Source organism: Paraburkholderia sp. BR10937 (genome assembly GCF_040965695.1).
GTDB lineage: Bacteria > Pseudomonadota > Gammaproteobacteria > Burkholderiales > Burkholderiaceae > Paraburkholderia.
In genome coordinates this window covers 64,515-80,346 of record NZ_JBFRCL010000007.1, presented here as the reverse complement: position 1 = coordinate 80,346, position 15,832 = coordinate 64,515, and the positions used below count along the sequence as shown (strand labels likewise).

Annotated in this window: 18 protein-coding genes; 16 read left to right on the top strand and 2 right to left on the bottom strand. The window is 65.3% G+C overall.

The genetic code is table 11. The annotated features are described in order from the left end of the window. Positions 1–825: 825 nt before the first annotated feature. From AB4Y44_RS08180 to AB4Y44_RS08165, 4 genes are read left to right on the top strand one after another with little or no spacing between them, the layout of a single operon-like run. Positions 826–1,884: an RluA family pseudouridine synthase gene (locus AB4Y44_RS08180; RefSeq protein ID WP_368699193.1), complete on the top strand. Its 1,059-nt coding sequence runs from the start codon at positions 826–828 to the stop codon at positions 1,882–1,884. A 33-nt stretch (positions 1,885–1,917) separates the two neighbouring features. Beyond that, complete coding sequence (locus AB4Y44_RS08175; protein ID WP_368699192.1) at positions 1,918–2,577, top strand: HAD-IA family hydrolase; 660 nt, start codon at positions 1,918–1,920, stop codon at positions 2,575–2,577. After that, positions 2,574–2,978, top strand: coding sequence for a Rieske 2Fe-2S domain-containing protein (locus AB4Y44_RS08170; protein WP_342921846.1), 405 nt, complete (start codon positions 2,574–2,576; stop codon positions 2,976–2,978). Before AB4Y44_RS08175 ends, AB4Y44_RS08170 begins: the two co-directional genes overlap by 4 nt. 40 nt (positions 2,979–3,018) lie before the next feature. Then, positions 3,019–4,023: a S49 family peptidase gene (locus AB4Y44_RS08165; protein WP_342921847.1), complete on the top strand. Its 1,005-nt coding sequence runs from the start codon at positions 3,019–3,021 to the stop codon at positions 4,021–4,023. 97 nt (positions 4,024–4,120) lie between these two features. Here the strand turns inward: AB4Y44_RS08165 and AB4Y44_RS08160 are convergent, their stop codons facing one another. Further along, the gene (locus AB4Y44_RS08160; RefSeq protein ID WP_342921848.1) at positions 4,121–4,843 is read right to left on the bottom strand and encodes an SAM-dependent methyltransferase; all 723 of its coding nucleotides are present in this window, start codon (positions 4,841–4,843) and stop codon (positions 4,121–4,123) included. After that, positions 4,840–5,478, bottom strand: coding sequence for a Maf-like protein (locus AB4Y44_RS08155; protein WP_368699191.1), 639 nt, complete (start codon positions 5,476–5,478; stop codon positions 4,840–4,842). The genes AB4Y44_RS08160 and AB4Y44_RS08155 overlap by 4 nt, the downstream gene beginning before the upstream one ends. A 418-nt stretch (positions 5,479–5,896) precedes the next feature. On the opposite strand from AB4Y44_RS08155, the gene AB4Y44_RS08150 reads away from it, so the two are divergent. The 12 genes from AB4Y44_RS08150 (at position 5,897) to AB4Y44_RS08095 (ending at position 15,809) form a co-directional block, all read left to right on the top strand. Beyond that, positions 5,897–6,538, top strand: coding sequence for a DUF177 domain-containing protein (locus AB4Y44_RS08150; RefSeq protein ID WP_342921850.1), 642 nt, complete (start codon positions 5,897–5,899; stop codon positions 6,536–6,538). 134 nt (positions 6,539–6,672) lie between these two features. Then, a complete protein-coding gene (gene rpmF, locus AB4Y44_RS08145; RefSeq protein WP_018441573.1) occupies positions 6,673–6,852 on the top strand; it encodes a 50S ribosomal protein L32 in 180 nt (59 codons plus the stop codon). Between the two features lie 135 nt (positions 6,853–6,987). Next, entirely contained in the window at positions 6,988–8,127 is a 1,140-nt protein-coding gene (gene plsX, locus AB4Y44_RS08140) for a phosphate acyltransferase PlsX (RefSeq protein ID WP_069262574.1), read from the top strand. Continuing rightward, positions 8,127–9,116, top strand: coding sequence for a beta-ketoacyl-ACP synthase III (locus tag AB4Y44_RS08135; protein WP_368699190.1), 990 nt, complete (start codon positions 8,127–8,129; stop codon positions 9,114–9,116). Before plsX ends, AB4Y44_RS08135 begins: the two co-directional genes overlap by 1 nt. 124 nt (positions 9,117–9,240) lie before the next feature. After that, positions 9,241–10,179, top strand: coding sequence for an ACP S-malonyltransferase (fabD, locus tag AB4Y44_RS08130; protein ID WP_368699189.1), 939 nt, complete (start codon positions 9,241–9,243; stop codon positions 10,177–10,179). Between the two features lie 34 nt (positions 10,180–10,213). Further along, the gene (fabG, locus tag AB4Y44_RS08125; protein WP_342945447.1) at positions 10,214–10,963 is read left to right on the top strand and encodes a 3-oxoacyl-ACP reductase FabG; all 750 of its coding nucleotides are present in this window, start codon (positions 10,214–10,216) and stop codon (positions 10,961–10,963) included. 167 nt (positions 10,964–11,130) lie between these two features. Then, positions 11,131–11,370: an acyl carrier protein gene (acpP, locus tag AB4Y44_RS08120; protein WP_004197638.1), complete on the top strand. Its 240-nt coding sequence runs from the start codon at positions 11,131–11,133 to the stop codon at positions 11,368–11,370. Between the two features lie 191 nt (positions 11,371–11,561). Beyond that, positions 11,562–12,803 (top strand): beta-ketoacyl-ACP synthase II, encoded by a 1,242-nt coding sequence (gene fabF / locus AB4Y44_RS08115; RefSeq protein ID WP_368699188.1) that lies wholly within the window; start codon positions 11,562–11,564, stop codon positions 12,801–12,803. Then, positions 12,800–13,297, top strand: coding sequence for a protein YgfX (locus tag AB4Y44_RS08110; protein ID WP_368699187.1), 498 nt, complete (start codon positions 12,800–12,802; stop codon positions 13,295–13,297). The genes fabF and AB4Y44_RS08110 overlap by 4 nt, the downstream gene beginning before the upstream one ends. Positions 13,298–13,410: 113 nt before the next feature. After that, a complete protein-coding gene (gene rpoE / locus AB4Y44_RS08105; RefSeq protein WP_027795258.1) occupies positions 13,411–14,010 on the top strand; it encodes an RNA polymerase sigma factor RpoE in 600 nt (199 codons plus the stop codon). 90 nt (positions 14,011–14,100) lie between these two features. After that, complete coding sequence (locus tag AB4Y44_RS08100) at positions 14,101–14,742, top strand: sigma-E factor negative regulatory protein (protein WP_368694582.1); 642 nt, start codon at positions 14,101–14,103, stop codon at positions 14,740–14,742. Between the two features lie 5 nt (positions 14,743–14,747). Then, complete coding sequence (locus tag AB4Y44_RS08095) at positions 14,748–15,809, top strand: MucB/RseB C-terminal domain-containing protein (protein WP_368699249.1); 1,062 nt, start codon at positions 14,748–14,750, stop codon at positions 15,807–15,809. The last annotated feature ends 23 nt before the right edge of the window (positions 15,810–15,832 follow it).

Sequence of the window (15,832 nt, the reverse complement as noted above, 5' to 3'; positions counted from 1 at the left end):
CAGCACGGTGCGGGCAGCGGCGAGCCGCGCCTTATTGTGTTGTCACAAGCACGCTGGAGCGGGAACGATGGCGGGGAGAATTGCCTTTTATGGGCGCCGGTCCGGCGTTGCGTTGCCGTGGACGGGGCCGCGTGGGCACATGCGAAATACGTCTTCAAGAAGCGAAGAGACATGCCGCGGGTTCGCGACGGCAGCGTTTTCCTGCGCTTCCAATCCACCTGGCTGCCCTGACCATGAGCGTGCCAATGGGTGTGCCCATCGCACTGGCCGTGACAGACGCCGGCCGCAGCGGCGAACCGCGCGCGCTTGCGACTGGATCAGGTTCGCGGCCTCTCGATTCAATCAGGGCCGCGCACGGGAAGCTTTTCAGGAACGCCCGTCTTCCCCCTCGGGGTGTCTCGCCACTTTTGACGTCGCCGTGTCCCGCACATTGCCGGGACGCTTCGGGCGCTCGCCGTATTTTCGCCACCAGCGCCTCCTGCGGCGGTCACTTCGACCGCGCGGCGGGACGCGCCGGATAAATTCTTTATACCAATGTTCCGTTACCGTCGGAGCCGCGCCTGACCGAACGTGCCTGTGGGCGCCGTCCCTGCCGGAGTGGTGATCCGTGCGTGCAACTCGTTGCTTCTCATCAAGCGGGGTGAGCAACCAGCCCCGGGCGCAAGTAAAATAACCGTTTATCGCTTGCAGCCTGCGCTCGCCGCGTGGTCCAAGTCCAGGATAACCCCCTTGGGGTGTCCGTTGGGTGGTTCGCAGAACATTTGGCCGTTTGGCCTGGGCCATTCGGCCTACCGTTGCGTCGGCGCTGGGCAAATTATATTCAGAATGAAAGGGTTAGGCAAAACATCCCACAATCAGGTCGCAAGCGACCAGGTTTCGTTCGTCGAAATCGACGAGGGCGCGGCCGGTCAGCGCATCGACAATTTTCTCGTGCGCGTCTGCAAGGGCGTGCCGAAAAGCCACATCTATCGCATTTTGCGCAGCGGGGAAGTGCGCGTAAATAAGGGGCGGGTCGACGCGCAATATCGGCTCGCGGAAGGCGACGTCGTGCGCGTTCCGCCCATCCGCACGTCGCAATCGAGCGCGCCGGCCGGCGCCGCGCCCGTGCCGGCGGCCCAGTTTCCCGTCATCTACGAGGACGACGCGCTGCTCGTCATCGACAAGCCCGCCGGCGTGGCCGTGCACGGCGGCAGCGGTGTGGCGTTCGGTGTGATCGAGCAGTTGCGCGAGGCGCGCCCGCAGGGCAAGTTTCTCGAGCTGGTCCACCGGCTCGACCGCGAGACGTCGGGCGTGCTGATGCTCGCCAAGAAGCGCGCGGCGCTCGTGGGCCTGCATGCGCAGATGCGCGACAACCAGACCGACAAGCGCTATTACGCCTGCGTCCACGGCGAATGGGCGAGCGACTGGGGGCGTCGGCGCGCCGTGAAGGAGCCGCTTCACAAATATCTGACCCCGGACGGCGAGCGCCGCGTGCGCGTGCAGCCGGACGGCTTGCCCTCGCACACGGTGTTTAATCTCGTCGAGCGCTGGCCGGGCTACGCGCTGCTCGAAGCCGAGCTGAAGACGGGCCGCACGCACCAGATCCGCGTGCACCTCGCCCACCTCGGCTTGCCGATCGTCGGCGACGCCAAGTACGGCGACTTCGCACTGAACAAGGACCTCGCGCGCACGGGCGCGCGGCCTGGCATCAAGCGCATGTTTCTGCATGCGCACCGGTTGAAGCTTGCTCACCCGATCACGGGCGTCCCGTTGCAGTTCGAGGCGCCGCTGCCGGCGGATTGCCGCGGCTTCGTCGACGCGCTGCGCGCGCAGCGCGAGGCAGGCGCGGCAACCGACGCGGCGCGACCTGGCGCGGCCCGGCCTGGCGAGGCCCGACCCGAATGACACCGAATCTGACAGCGTTTGGAGAAGTCCTGCATGGCTCGAGAGTTATTTGACCTGATTGTGTTCGACTGGGACGGCACCCTGATGGACTCGACCGCCCATATCACGCGCAGCATCCAGGCGGCGTGCCGCGACCTAGGCCTGCCCGTGCCCGGCGACGCGGCGGCGAGCTATGTGATCGGCCTCGGCCTGCGCGAGGCGCTGCAGATCGCCGCGCCCACGCTCGATCCGGCCGACTACCCGCGGCTCGTCGAGCGCTATCGCATCCATTATTTGCTTAAGGACCAGCAGACCGAGCTGTTCGCAGGCGTGCGCGAGATGCTCACGGAACTGCGCGACACCGGCTACCTGCTCGCCGTGGCGACGGGCAAGAGCCGCGTGGGGCTGAACCGCGCGCTCGCGGATGCGCGCCTCACGAGCCTCTTCGACGGCACCCGCTGCGCCGATGAAACCTTCTCGAAGCCGCATCCGGCCATGCTCCAGGAGCTCACGCGCGAACTGGGGCAGGATCTGGGCCGTACGGTGATGATCGGCGACACGACCCACGATCTGCAGATGGCGATCAACGCGGGCGCGGCTGCCATTGGCGTGGCGTATGGCGCGCATGCGTCCGGCGCACTCGAAAAGCTCGAGCCGCGCTTCGTCGCGCCCGACGTAGCTGCGCTCGCGGGCTGGCTGCGGGAGCACGCATGAGCGCGGCGCCCGAGACAGCGCCGCTCGAGCCGGTGCGCGTATGTGCGTCCGATGAACTCGCCGAGGGCGGCGAGGGTCGGCGCATGACTGCAACTTACGCGGGTGGCGACGCGGTGGTGTTCTTCGTGCGCTACGGTGGCGAAGTGTACGGCTACCTGAACCGCTGCGCGCACGTGCCGATGGAACTCGACTGGGTCGAGGGCCAGTTCTTCGAGTCGTCGGGGCTCTATCTGATGTGCGCCACGCACGGCGCGATCTACCAGCCCGACACGGGCAAGTGCGTGGGCGGCCCGTGCCGCGGCGGGCGTTTGCGCCCCGTGCAAGTCGAGGAACGCGACACGCCAGAGGGGCGTGCGGTATTCTGGCTGCCGGACGACGCTTTGCGTCCGACCCCAACCTGATTCCCGACTTTCGACCCCTTTCGACCCGTTACCCGCTCGCATGTCCGATAATCCGACCCCTGATTCGAACGAAGCGCCCCGCGCGGCTTCGTCAGGCCGCGGCGCGCCCGCGCCAGGCTGGGAGCGCGAGGCGCTCGAACGCATCGCGCTCGCGGCCATCACCGAGCAGCGCGCGGCGCGGCGCTGGCGCATCTTCTTTCGCTTCGCGTTTCTCGCGGTGTTCGTGGTGATCGCGTGGGCGATCCTCGATCTTTCGGGCGCGCGCGTGGCGAGTGAGGGGCGCCATACGGCACTCGTTTCGCTCGACGGCGAAATCGGCTCCGACGCCCCAGCGAACGCCGAGGACATCATCAGCGCGCTCGACAGCGCCTTCGACGACGACGGCACCGCGGGCGTGATCCTGCATATCGACAGCCCCGGCGGCAGCCCGGTGCAAGCCGGCATCATCAACGACGAGATCCACCGTCTGCGCACCAAGTACCCGGCCATCCCGCTGTACGTCGTGGTCGGCGACATGTGTGCTTCGGGCGGCTATTACGTCGCGGCCGCGGCTGACAAGATCTACGTCAACAAGGCGAGCATCGTGGGCTCGATCGGCGTGCTGATGGACGGATTCGGCTTCACAGGCCTGATGGACAAGCTCGGCGTCCAGCGGCGCCTGCGTACGTCCGGCGAAAACAAGGGCTTCTTCGACCCGTTCTCGCCCGACACGCCGAAAATGGACGCGCACGCCCAGGAGATGCTCGATCAGATCCACCAGCAGTTCATCGACGCCGTGAAGGCCGGCCGCGGCAAGCGCCTGAAGGACTCGCCGGATATCTTCTCGGGCCTGTTCTGGACCGGGCAGAAGAGCGTGGAGCTCGGTCTCGCGGACGGCTACGGCGACACCGATTACGTGGCGCGCGAGGTCATCAAGGCGCCGGACGTCGTCGACTATACGGTCAAGCAGAGCCTCACCGATCGCGTGGCGAAACGCGTGGGCGCGAACATCGGCTCGGCGGCCGTGCATTCGCTGCTGATGGGCGGCAAGGTATCGGTGCACTGAGCGACGGCGACGCTTTCGTTTCCCGTCGTCCTCGAGAAAATCGGCCGCTGCGCGATGGTTGCGCAGTGGCCGATTTGTTTTTTGCGCGCCGCAGCGTTCAGTGCGCGAGCAGCAGGAAGATCGCCGGCCGCTTGTGCAATTCGGGCGCGGGCTTCTTTTTCCAGTCGGACACGGCGCGGCTCACGATCGTCTCGGTAGGCAGCGTGAGATCGGCGGCGACGCACACGAGCGTGGAGGGCGCGCAGGTCGCGAGCAGCGCGTCGAGCAGCGTGCGGTTGCGGTAGGGCGTCTCGATGAAGATCTGCGTCTGCTTGCTCTTGCGCGAGATCTGCTCGAGATCGCGCAACTTTTTCACGCGCTCGTTGGCGTCGACGGGCAGGTAGCCGTGAAACGCGAAGCTCTGGCCGTTCAGGCCCGACGCCATCAGCGCGAGCAGGATCGAACTCGGGCCCACGAGCGGCACGACCTTGATGCCGCGCTCGTGTGCGCGCCGCACGAGCAGCGCGCCCGGGTCGGCGACCGCGGGCACGCCCGCCTCGGAAACGAGCCCCGTGTCGATGCCCGCGAGCAGCGGGGCGAGCAGCTTGTCGACTTCGCCTGCGGGCGTGTTGACATTGAGTTCGCGGATCTCGATTTCCTGGATCGGCCGTGTGGTGCCCACGCGCTTGAGGAAGGCGCGCGTGGTCTTGGCGTTTTCGCCGATATAGCTGGCGAGCGCGCCCGCGCGTTCGCGCACGGGCGTCGGCAGGACGGCGTTGAGCGCGGCATCGTCGCCTTCGCCCAGCGTGTTGGGAATCAGATAGAGGGTGCCGAGGCTCATGCTTGCGTCTCCAGCAACGGATAGCCCGCGGCAAGCAGCATGCGCGTGAGCGCGATGAGCGGCAGGCCGATCAGGGCGGTGGGGTCGTCCGATTCGATCGCCTCGAGCAGCGCGATGCCGAGCCCCTCCGATTTCGCGCTGCCCGCACAGTCGTACGGCGTTTCGGCGCGCAGATAGGCGTCGAGCGCGGCGTCGGGCAGGTCGCGAAAGCGCACCTTCGTCACGACATCGACGGTATCCGTTTGGCCAGTAGCGGTGTCGAGCACGCTCAGGGCACTATGGAACAACACTTCGCGGCCGCGCATGGCCTGCAGTTGCTCGAGCGCGCGTTCGTGCGTGCCGGGCTTGCCAATCTGGCGGCCATCGAAGGTGGCGACCTGGTCGGAGCCGATCACGAGCGTGCGCGTAGCGCCGGCGGGCAGGGCGGCGGCCACGGCGCGGGCCTTCGCGGCAGCGAGGCGCAGCGCCGTCGCTTCGGGCATTTCGCCGGGCTGCGGCGTTTCGTCGACGGCGGGCACGGCCGTGTCGAAGGGAATGCGCAGACGCTCGAGCAACTCGCGCCGGTAGCGCGAGCTGGAGGCGAGGATGAGGGCGGGGCGGCCCGTGCGCGGGGCCTGCGAGGGAGAATCCTGCATGTTCGATCGGAGTATCGGAGTATGAAAAAGCGGCTGTGGCTTGGCAATATTCGGGTGGAATTCGTCTCGAAAACGGGGGCGGATTTCCCGCAAAACGTCGTCAGAGGCTCCCGAAAACCGCGTCCGCACAAGCACTTGCGTACGCGAGCTTAAGTGTTTGACTCACAAAGATAAAGGCGATATGATTTTGGGCTTTTCATCGGTATGCTCTCGTCGCACGTCTTGTGCGGGCGCCTGAATTTGCGGCGTCACGGCTCAAAAGACCTTGCCGGCAGCGGCGTGTCGATGGATGGCGAATGTAGGCAAACGCAGGTCGATAGAGACCCGCGGGCCGGCACAAGCTGGATTGCTGCGAGCCGCTGGTGGCTTCCGCGCATCGCTTGCCGGTCGCCCCAAGCCTTGAGGCAGGAGAGCGCACATGACCGAACACACTGGCAAGCCTGCTGGCGCTGAACTGAATCCTCGCGACTTCGATATCTTCGAATTCGCGCGCAGCGAGCGCGAAGCGGCAGGCGTCGTGCGCGTTTCGCAACTGCCGCGCATGTTAAACGAAGTCCCGGCCGATGCGCCAGATCGCGACACCGCGTTCACCTGGCAGGCTGCGGGCTTCATCCAGCAGGAATTGCAGGACAACGGCACCGAAGGGCCGCAGCCATACCTGCGGCTTGCAGTTCACGGTGGCGCGTGGCTCACGTGCCAGCGGTGCCTCGCTCCCTACGAGCAGGCATTCAATGCGGATGCGACCTTCCGTATCGTCCAGACGGAAGAAGAGGCGGACGAGTTTCCGCTCGACGACGATGAAGTCGAAGTGATCGTGGGCTCGCGCCATTTCGATCTCGTCGACTTGATCGAAGAGGAGCTGTTGCTCTCGCTGCCGCTGGTGCCGAAGCACGAAGTCTGTCCGGAAATTCACGAAAGCCTCGCCTCGGGTCCCGACGGCGCGGAGGGCGTGGATTCCGTGGACGACGTGCCGGAGCAGGAAATCGAGCCGGAAGAGCGCGTCAATCCGTTTGCGGCGCTCGAATCGCTCAAGAAGGACGGTCCTGGCAGCAAGCACTAAGGCAAGCCTTGGGCGGCTGTGTGGGGCAGGCAGTACCAGACGCGTGGGCCTGAGCCCGGAGTCCGGCCATCCCCCAAGGGTGGCGGCGGCCGGATCGGGCTGTGTTAGAATTCGGAAAATTTTCAGGAGTTATCATGGCAGTTCAACAAAACAAGAAGTCGCCGTCGAAGCGCGGTATGCACCGCTCGCACGATTTCCTCACGGGCGCGCCGCTGGCCGTCGAGCCGAGCACGGGTGAAGTGCATCTGCGTCACCACATCAGCCCGAACGGCTACTACCGCGGCAAGAAAGTCGTCAAGACCAAGAACGACTAATCGTTTCAGCGTGCGGCGCGGTGTTTGACACCTTGCGCCGCATCTGACGATTCCGTTCGCTTGACCATATTTCGGCTCGGCAAAAAAGGCGGCATTCAACTGCCGCTTTTTTATGCCTGAAATCCGTCGCATTCCATGACTGTTACGCTCACGATAGATTGCATGGGAGGCGACCACGGCCCGTCCGTGACGGTGCCTGCCGCAGTCCATTTCGTCCGCTCGCACCCAGACGCGCATCTCATGCTCGTGGGCGTCGAGTCGGCAGTTCGCGCCCAGTTGAAGAAGCTGAAGGCGTCGGACCATCCCGCGCTGACCGTCGTGCCCGCCACCGAGGTCGTCGAAATGGACGATCCGGTCGAAGTCGCCCTGCGCAAGAAAAAAGATTCGTCGATGCGCGTCGCGCTCAATCGCGTGAAAGAGGGCGAGGCGCAAGCCTGCATCTCGGCCGGCAACACCGGCGCGCTGATGGCCGTGTCGCGCTATGTGCTCAAGACGTTGCCCGGCATCGAACGCCCGGCTATCGCCTTCGCGCTGCCGAACCCGCGCGGCTACACGACGATGCTCGACCTCGGCGCGAACGTCGACTGCGAACCGCAGCACCTGCTGCAGTTCGCGGAGATGGGCCACGCGCTCGTCGCGGCGCTCGAGGGCAAGGATCGCCCAACCATCGGGCTCCTGAATATCGGCGAAGAAGTCATCAAGGGCAACGACACCATCAAGCGCGCGGGCGAGCTCCTGCGCGCGAGCACGCTGAACTTCCGCGGCAACGTCGAAGGCAACGACATTTACAAGGGCACCGTCGACGTCATCGTCTGTGACGGTTTCGTTGGGAATGTCGCGCTCAAGACGTCGGAGGGCCTCGCGCAGATGCTCAACGACATGATCAAGGAAGAGTTCGGGCGCTCGTGGCTCACCAAGCTCATGGCGATTGCCGCACTGCCCGTGCTCATGCGCTTCAAGAAGCGTGTCGACCATCGCCAGTACAACGGCGCGGCGCTGCTCGGCTTGAAGAGCCTCGTTATCAAGAGCCACGGCTCGGCCGATGCCTACGCGTTTGAGTGTGCGATCAATCGCGGGTATGATGCCGTCAAAAATGGCGTGCTGGAGCGCCTCGCGCACGCCATGGAAGAAAACGCCGGTTCGCTCGAACAGGCGGCAGACGAGCCCGGCGGCGCCCAGAACGTGCAAGCCGCGCAGGCGGGGCAGGCTACCAGTGCGCCCAGCCAGGCAGCGGGCGAGGTACCGCCCGGCGCCGCATCATCCTCGAAGGCATAATGGCTCAATCGACTCTCTATTCCCGCGTGATCGGCACGGGCAGCTATCTTCCGCCTGATCGCGTCACCAACCAGGAACTGGCCGAACGGCTCGCCGCAAAAGGCGTCGAGACGAGCGACGAGTGGATCGTGGCCCGCACGGGCATTCACGCACGCCACTTCGCCGCGCCCGACGTCACGACGAGCGATCTCGCGCTTGCGGCGTCGCAGCGTGCGATCGCGGCCGCCGACGTCGATCCGCAGTCGATCGACCTCATCATCGTCGCTACTTCCACGCCCGATTTCGTCTTTCCGAGCACGGCCTGCCTCTTGCAGAACAAGCTCGGCATCCGCAATCACGGCGCGGCGTTCGACGTGCAGGCCGTGTGCTCGGGCTTCGCCTACGCCGTTTCGGTGGCCGACAGCCTGATCCGCAGCGGCCAGCATCGCACGGCGCTCGTGGTCGGCGCGGAAACCTTCTCGCGTATTCTCGATTTCAACGATCGCACCACCTGTGTGCTGTTCGGCGACGGCGCAGGCGCGATCATCCTGCAGGCGTCGAGCGAACCGGGCGTGCTTTCGAGCGCGCTGCACGCCGACGGCAGCTACGCGCACATCCTGTGCACGCCGGGCAACGTGCATGGCGGCGCGATCGCGGGCAACGCGTTCCTGCACATGGACGGCCAGGCCGTGTTCAAGCTGGCCGTGAACGTGCTCGAAAAGGTCGCGATCGAGGCGCTCGACAAGGCGCAGCTCACCGCCGACCAGGTCGACTGGCTGATCCCGCATCAGGCCAATATCCGCATCATGCAGGGCACCTGCCGCAAGCTCGGCCTGCCCGCCGAGCGCATGGTGGTGACGGTGGGCGAGCATGGCAACACCTCGGCAGCCTCGATTCCGCTCGCCTTCGACGTCGCGGTGCGCGACGGCCGCATCAAGCGCGGTCACAACGTGCTGATCGAAGGCGTCGGCGGGGGCTTCACCTGGGGCGCCTCCGTCATCCGCTTCTAAGCATCCTGAGCGGGCTCTCGCGCTCCCGCAGCCGGTCCTGGCGCACGACGTGCATGTTGCGCGCGGCCGGCGGCGGTTCATCCGAGCGCATTGCCCACCCATATTGAACGAATTTGGGGACGTTATGAAATTCGCGTTCGTTTTTCCCGGACAAGGCTCGCAGGCCGTCGGCATGCTCGACGCCTTCGCCGATAACACCGTCGTGCGCGAGACGCTGCAAGAAGCGTCCGACGCGCTGGGGCAGGACCTCGGCAAGCTGATCGCCGAAGGCCCCGCCGAAGAACTCAATCTCACCACCAACACGCAGCCGGTCATGCTCACCGCCGCCTACGCCGTCTATCGCGCGTGGCAGCAGGCGGGCGGTCCCCTGCCTGCCATCGTCGCGGGCCACAGCCTCGGCGAATACACGGCGCTGGTCGCCGCCGGCGTGCTCGCATTCCGCGACGCCGTGCCGCTCGTGCGCTTTCGTGCGCAGGCGATGCAAAGCGCGGTGCCGGTGGGCGAGGGCGGCATGGCCGCCGTGCTCGGTCTCGACGACGACACCGTGCGCGCAGTCTGCGCGGAAGCCGCGGCTGCGAGCGGCGGCGTGGTCGAAGCCGTGAACTTCAACGCGCCGGCGCAAGTCGTGATCGCGGGCCACAAGGGCGCGGTCGAGAAGGCCTGCGAAATCGCCAAGGCGAAGGGCGCCAAGCGCGCGCTGCCGCTGCCGGTTTCGGCGCCGTTCCACTCGTCGCTGCTCAAGCCCGCCTCGGATCAACTGCGCGACTACCTCGCGAACGTCGCGCTGAGCGCGCCGCAGATTCCCGTGGTGAACAACGTCGACGTGGCTTTCGAAACCGACCCCGCGAAGATCCGCGACGCGCTCGTGCGCCAGGCCGCGGGCGCCGTGCGCTGGGTCGAGTGCGTGCAGGCCATTGCGGCCCAAGGCGCGACACACGTGGTCGAATGCGGTCCGGGCAAGGTGCTTGCGGGCCTCACCAGACGTATCGACGGCAACCTGGTCGGCGCTTCGGTGCTCGATCCGAAGTCGCTCGACGAAGCGCTCGCGCTTCTGAAGGCTTAAGCGCCTACGCCACCACCGCTAACGGATTCAAACGATGGAAAAGACTCTCGACAATCAAGCCGCGATCGTGACCGGCGCGACCCGCGGCATCGGCCGCGCGATTGCGCTGGAACTGGCGCGCCAGGGCGCGACGGTGATCGGTACGGCAACGAGCGAAGCCGGCGCGCAGGCCATCTCGGCCGCTTTCGAAGCAGCGGGCCTGAAGGGCCGCGGCGCGGTGCTCGACGTGAACGACGCCGCCGCGGCGGAAGCGCTGATCGACGCGACGGTCAAGGAATTCGGCGGTCTAGCGATCCTCGTCAATAATGCGGGCATCACGCAGGACAACCTGGCGATGCGCATGAAGGACGACGAGTGGGACTCGGTCATCGACACCAACCTGAAGTCGGTGTTCCGCCTCTCTCGCGCCGTGCTGCGCCCGATGATGAAGGCGAAGGGCGGCCGCATCATCAACATCACCTCGGTGGTGGGCTCGTCGGGCAACCCGGGCCAGGCCAACTACGCCGCCGCCAAGGCCGGCGTGGCGGGCATGACGCGCGCGCTCGCACGCGAGATCGGCAGCCGCGGCATCACCGTGAACTGCGTCGCGCCCGGTTTCATCGACACCGACATGACGAAGGACCTGCCGGCGGAGCAGCAGGCCGCCCTCAAACAGCAGATTCCGCTGGGCCGCCTCGGCAGTCCGGACGACATCGCGCATGCGGTCGCGTTCCTCGCGTCGCCGCAGGCGGCCTACATCACGGGCACGACGTTGCACGTGAACGGCGGCATGTATATGTCTTAACCGGATTCAGGTACTATCCGCGCCTTGATGCGCTTGATGCAAAACATCGCGCAAGCGCCGTCGCGGATAGCCTTCCGGAACCTTGAGCGCCGCTTTTCAGCCAGGTCAAACCTGATAAAATGCGCGCACTCGCATTCATGAGCTAACTTTTTTCCCTTGGAGGGGTAATGGACAACATCGAACAGCGCGTCAAGAAGATCGTCGCCGAGCAACTGGGCGTCGCCGAAGCTGAAATCAAGAACGAAGCTTCGTTCGTGAACGATCTGGGCGCCGACTCGCTCGACACCGTCGAACTGGTCATGGCTCTCGAAGACGAGTTCGGCATGGAAATCCCGGACGAGGAAGCCGAGAAGATCACGACGGTTCAGCAAGCGATCGACTACGCTCGCGCGAACGTCAAGGCCTAAGCGCCAGATTCCCGCCTGGGCCGCGCAACGCAGCGCGCTGGCGGCCCGCGAGGACGCTTGCCCGTGAAACCGCAAACGCCTGCCGCACTCGCTGCGGGGCATCTGCCGGTCAACTAGCCACAGGGCTCACAGGAGCATTTCCTGTGGCCTCTGTGGCTTTTGTTTTTGTCATCTATGGATAAGGGGTTACCGTGAGCCGTCGTCGAGTTGTTGTTACAGGCCTGGGGCTGATTTCGCCTGTTGGCAATAATGTTGCCGACGGCTGGGCCAATCTGGTCGCCGGGAAGTCCGGCATCGCCAACATCACGAAGTTCGACGCTACGAACTTCTCGACCCGCTTTGCCGGCGAGGTGAAGGGCTTCAACGTCGAAGACTACATGCCGGCGAAAGAAGCGCGCCACATGGATACGTTCATCCATTACGGCATCGCGGCGGGCATGCAGGCGATCCAGGACAGCGGTCTCGAAGTCACCGAAGCGAACGCGGAGCGGATCGGCGTGAACGTCGGCTCGGGTATCGGCGGTCTGCCGATGATCGAAGTCACACAAACCGAGCTGCTCAACCGCGGCCCGCGCCGCATCTCGCCGTTCTTCGTGCCGGCCTCGATCATCAACATGATCTCGGGCCATCTGTCGATCAAGTACGGCCTCAAGGGCCCGAATCTGGCGATGGTCACGGCTTGCACGACCGGCCTGCACTGCATCGGCGAAGCGTCGCGTCTGATCGAATACGGCGACTGCGACGTGATGATCGCGGGCGGCGCGGAATCGACCGTCTCGCCGCTCGGCATCGGCGGCTTCGCTGCGGCGCGCGCGTTGTCGCAGCGCAACGACGATCCGGCGACGGCCAGCCGTCCGTGGGACAGGGACCGTGACGGCTTCGTGCTCGGCGAAGGCGCGGGCGTGATGGTGCTCGAAGAGTACGAACACGCGAAGGCGCGCGGCGCGAAGATCTACGCGGAAATCGGCGGCTACGGCATGAGCGGCGATGCGTATCACATGACCGCGCCGCTGGAAGACGGCGACGGTGCGCGCCGCTGCATGATCGCCGCGATGAAGAACGCGGGCATCAACACCAGCGAAGTGAACTGGCTGAGCGCGCACGGCACCTCGACGCCGCTCGGCGACCTCGCGGAAACCACGGCGATCAAGCGCGCCTTCGGCGATCATGCGAAGGACATCGTCGTGAACTCGACCAAGTCGATGACGGGCCACCTGCTGGGTGGCGCGGGCGGCCTCGAGTCGGTGTTCACGGTGCTCGCCGTGCACAACCAGGTGTCGCCGCCGACGATCAACATCTTCAACCAGGATCCTGCATGCGACCTGGACTACTGCGCGAACACCGCGCGGGACATGAAGATCGACGTCGCGCTGAAGAACTCGTTCGGGTTCGGCGGCACCAACGGCACGCTCGTCTTCAAGCGCCACGCTTGATCCCGTACGACGAGACAGCGGCCGCGCCGAGTGCTTCGGCCGGCCGCGTTCCTCCTGCTTTCCCCTCGCGGCGCGCGGGCGCGCCGCTGCTTTCTCTGCGTCCCTCACTTGCGCTGCAACTGCTCGTTGCCGCGGGTCTCGGCGTGGCCGCGGCCGCCATCTACACAACGCTCGCACCCTGGTTCGGCGTCTGGCAAGCGTTGCCCGCCACGCTGGCGTTCCTCGCGACCGGCGGCCTCGCGGCTGCGGCGTGGCGACACAAGCAACCGGCCTTCCTCGAAATCGGGTCAGATTTACTCGCGGCGTATTCGCGCGATGGCGCGTGCCTGGCAGCCGGGCGGCTTGCCGGCGCGTCGCAATGGGGCGCGTGGCTGCTCGCGCTCGTCGTGGAGCAGGGCGCACGCCGCACGACGATTCTCGTTGCCGCCGACGCCGTTCCGGCGGAAGTCTTCCGCACACTCGCCGTGCGCGCGCGCAGCGCGGCCGGTCGCTGAGCCTCCCTTCGCTGTAAAGCTTGTAACCGCTGTTACTCGCGTAACGTGAGACCGTGGCGAGGACGCTACAATGGTGCCCCCACGTCTACTTCATGTGCTAACGGATTTCTCAGGTGAGCGAAAAAGAAATTGATCAGGTTCTGGTCGAGCGCGTGCAAAAAGGCGACAAGGCCGCGTTCGAGCTCCTGGTCTCGAAATACCACCGCAAGATCATCCGGCTGATCTCGCGCCTCGTGCGGGACCCCGCCGAGGTCGAGGACGTGGCCCAGGACGCCTTTATCAAGGCTTACCGCGCACTACCGCAGTTTCGTGGCGAATCGGCTTTCTATACGTGGTTGTACCGGATTGCTGTCAATACGGCGAAGAACTACCTTGCGACCCAGGGAAGACGCGCGCCGACTTCTACCGAGGCGGATGCTGAAGAAGCGGAAACTTTCTCGGACGCCGATCAACTAAGGGATATCAATACGCCCGAGTCGATGTTGATGAGCAAGCAGATCGCACAGACGGTCAATGCTGCGATGGCGGTTTTACCGGAAGAGCTGCGCACCGCCATTACGCTTCGGGAGATAGAAGGCCTAAGCTACGAAGAAATCGCTGAGATGATGGGGTGCCCGATCGGCACCGTCAGATCGAGAATTTTCCGCGCTCGGGAAGCCATTGCGGCAAAATTGCGTCCGCTGCTGGACACTCCGGAAGGCAAGCGCTGGTAAGAAGAAGAACCAGCTTCGCCCCGGGCGGCGACGCGATTCACCAGAATGAGTTGGTGTCACAGGGACGTCTGTTAGGGAATGGGGAGCATCATGGGTTCGGTCTCGATGCAATCGGTATCAAGCTCGCGCGGCGAGCGTCTGTCCGCCTTCGTCGACGGTGAAGCGTCGGCGCAGGAGCATCTGAACGGAAATTTTCTGGAACTCGACGGCGAAGGGCGCGCAGCCTGGTCGGAGTACCACCTGATCGGCGACGTGCTGCGTTCCGACGATCTGGCCCTCAGTCAGGCCGCGAGCCGTGCCTTCATGACGGGTTTCGCGGCGCGCTTCGAAGCGGAGCCGCATCTGCTCGCACCCGCTGCGCTGCCGCAGGCGCAGGCCGGCCGCAATGAGCGCGTGGGCCGCATTCTGGCGCTGCGCCGCCGCGTGATGCCGTCGCTGGCCGTGGCCGCGGCTGCTGCCACACTCACGTGGATCGTCATGCCGCAAATGCGCGGCGTGGGCATGGCCGGCGCGCCGCAAATCGCCGCCGTGCAGTCGCAGGGCGACGGCGTGCAGCGCGTGGCGATGAACACCACGCCGGCGCCTGTCGCGGGTGGCCAGGACGGCAACATCATCCGCGACGCGCGCCTCGACGAATATCTCCAGGCGCACCAGCAGTTCGCGCAGCAGCCGGTCATTTCGGATTCCATGCCGTACATCCGTTCAGCCGCTCTTACCACGCAAGGCCAATAAGTTTGATGCAGACATTGCGGTTGAATAAAAAGACAATCTGGGGGCGGTTGCCGGCATTCCTGTGCTGCGCAGCCGTGATGTTCACCGCTCTGTCTGTTGCCCCGCGTGCCCACGCGCAAGGCGCGTCCGCGGCCGATGCCGCCACGCGCCAGAGCGCGGCGCAGTTGCTCGACCGCATCCAGCAGGCCGCCCAGCAGCAAAGCTACGAAGGCACCTTCGTCTACCAGCGCGGCGAGTTCGTGCAGTCGTCGCGCATCACGCACTACGCCTCGAAGCAGGACGGCGAGTTCGAAAAGCTCGAAAGCCTCGACGGCAAGCCGCGCACGATGCTGCGCCACAACGACGATCTGTTTACCTTCGTACCCGAGCGCAAGCTGCTCGTCGTCGAAAAGCGCCAGAACAAGGATGCTTTCCCGGCGTTGCTTTCCACGAGCGGCGCCCAGGTGCTGGGCGTCTACGAGCCGAAGATGCTGGCCAACGACCGGGTGGCCGGCCTCGACAGCCAGGTGATCCAGCTCGACCCGAAGGACAATTTCCGCTTCGCCTACAAGCTGTGGGCGGACGCGAAAACCGGTCTGCTGCTGCGCTCGCAGATGCTCGATCCGACGAACGGCCAGGTGCTCCAGCAACTCGCGTTCACGCAGGTGCGCATCGGCGGTCCCGTCGACAAGACGCCTATCGTCAACGGCATGCGCAATATCGAAGGCTGGAACGTGGTGCGCCCGCCGCTTCAGCCGGTCGACATCGAGGCGCAGGGCTGGTCGTTTGGCCAGGCCGCGCCGGGATTCCAGAAGATTCGCGAAGTGCGCCGGCCGATGGCGGCGCGCGACGCGAGCGATCCGCCCATTCCGGTCGATCAGGCCGTATTCTCTGACGGACTGTCCACGCTTTCCGTCTTTATCGAACCGGTCAAGAACAACAGTCGCAAGGAAGGCTCGGGCAGCAGTGGCGCGACCCACGTGCTCGTGAAGCGCAACGGCGATTACTTCATCACGTTGCTTGGCGAAGTGCCCCAGACCACGTTGCAGCAGTTTGCGTCTGCCATAGAATACAAGGCTCCCAGGTAACTCCTTCCTTCGGCTGACTTCGA

Excerpts from the sequence above, each read along its gene's own strand:
- AB4Y44_RS08180 (WP_368699193.1), top strand. The coding sequence starts at position 826 with ATGAAAGGGTTAGGCAAAACATCCCACAATCAGGTCGCAAGCGACCAG.
- AB4Y44_RS08175 (WP_368699192.1), top strand. The coding sequence starts at position 1,918 with ATGGCTCGAGAGTTATTTGACCTGATTGTGTTCGACTGGGACGGCACC.
- AB4Y44_RS08170 (WP_342921846.1), top strand. The coding sequence starts at position 2,574 with ATGAGCGCGGCGCCCGAGACAGCGCCGCTCGAGCCGGTGCGCGTATGT.
- AB4Y44_RS08165 (WP_342921847.1), top strand. The coding sequence starts at position 3,019 with ATGTCCGATAATCCGACCCCTGATTCGAACGAAGCGCCCCGCGCGGCT.
- AB4Y44_RS08160 (WP_342921848.1), bottom strand. The coding sequence starts at position 4,843 with ATGAGCCTCGGCACCCTCTATCTGATTCCCAACACGCTGGGCGAAGGC.
- AB4Y44_RS08155 (WP_368699191.1), bottom strand. The coding sequence starts at position 5,478 with ATGCAGGATTCTCCCTCGCAGGCCCCGCGCACGGGCCGCCCCGCCCTC.
- AB4Y44_RS08150 (WP_342921850.1), top strand. The coding sequence starts at position 5,897 with ATGACCGAACACACTGGCAAGCCTGCTGGCGCTGAACTGAATCCTCGC.
- rpmF (WP_018441573.1), top strand. The coding sequence starts at position 6,673 with ATGGCAGTTCAACAAAACAAGAAGTCGCCGTCGAAGCGCGGTATGCAC.
- plsX (WP_069262574.1), top strand. The coding sequence starts at position 6,988 with ATGACTGTTACGCTCACGATAGATTGCATGGGAGGCGACCACGGCCCG.
- AB4Y44_RS08135 (WP_368699190.1), top strand. The coding sequence starts at position 8,127 with ATGGCTCAATCGACTCTCTATTCCCGCGTGATCGGCACGGGCAGCTAT.
- fabD (WP_368699189.1), top strand. The coding sequence starts at position 9,241 with ATGAAATTCGCGTTCGTTTTTCCCGGACAAGGCTCGCAGGCCGTCGGC.
- fabG (WP_342945447.1), top strand. The coding sequence starts at position 10,214 with ATGGAAAAGACTCTCGACAATCAAGCCGCGATCGTGACCGGCGCGACC.
- acpP (WP_004197638.1), top strand. The coding sequence starts at position 11,131 with ATGGACAACATCGAACAGCGCGTCAAGAAGATCGTCGCCGAGCAACTG.
- AB4Y44_RS08100 (WP_368694582.1), top strand. The coding sequence starts at position 14,101 with ATGGGTTCGGTCTCGATGCAATCGGTATCAAGCTCGCGCGGCGAGCGT.
- AB4Y44_RS08095 (WP_368699249.1), top strand. The coding sequence starts at position 14,748 with ATGCAGACATTGCGGTTGAATAAAAAGACAATCTGGGGGCGGTTGCCG.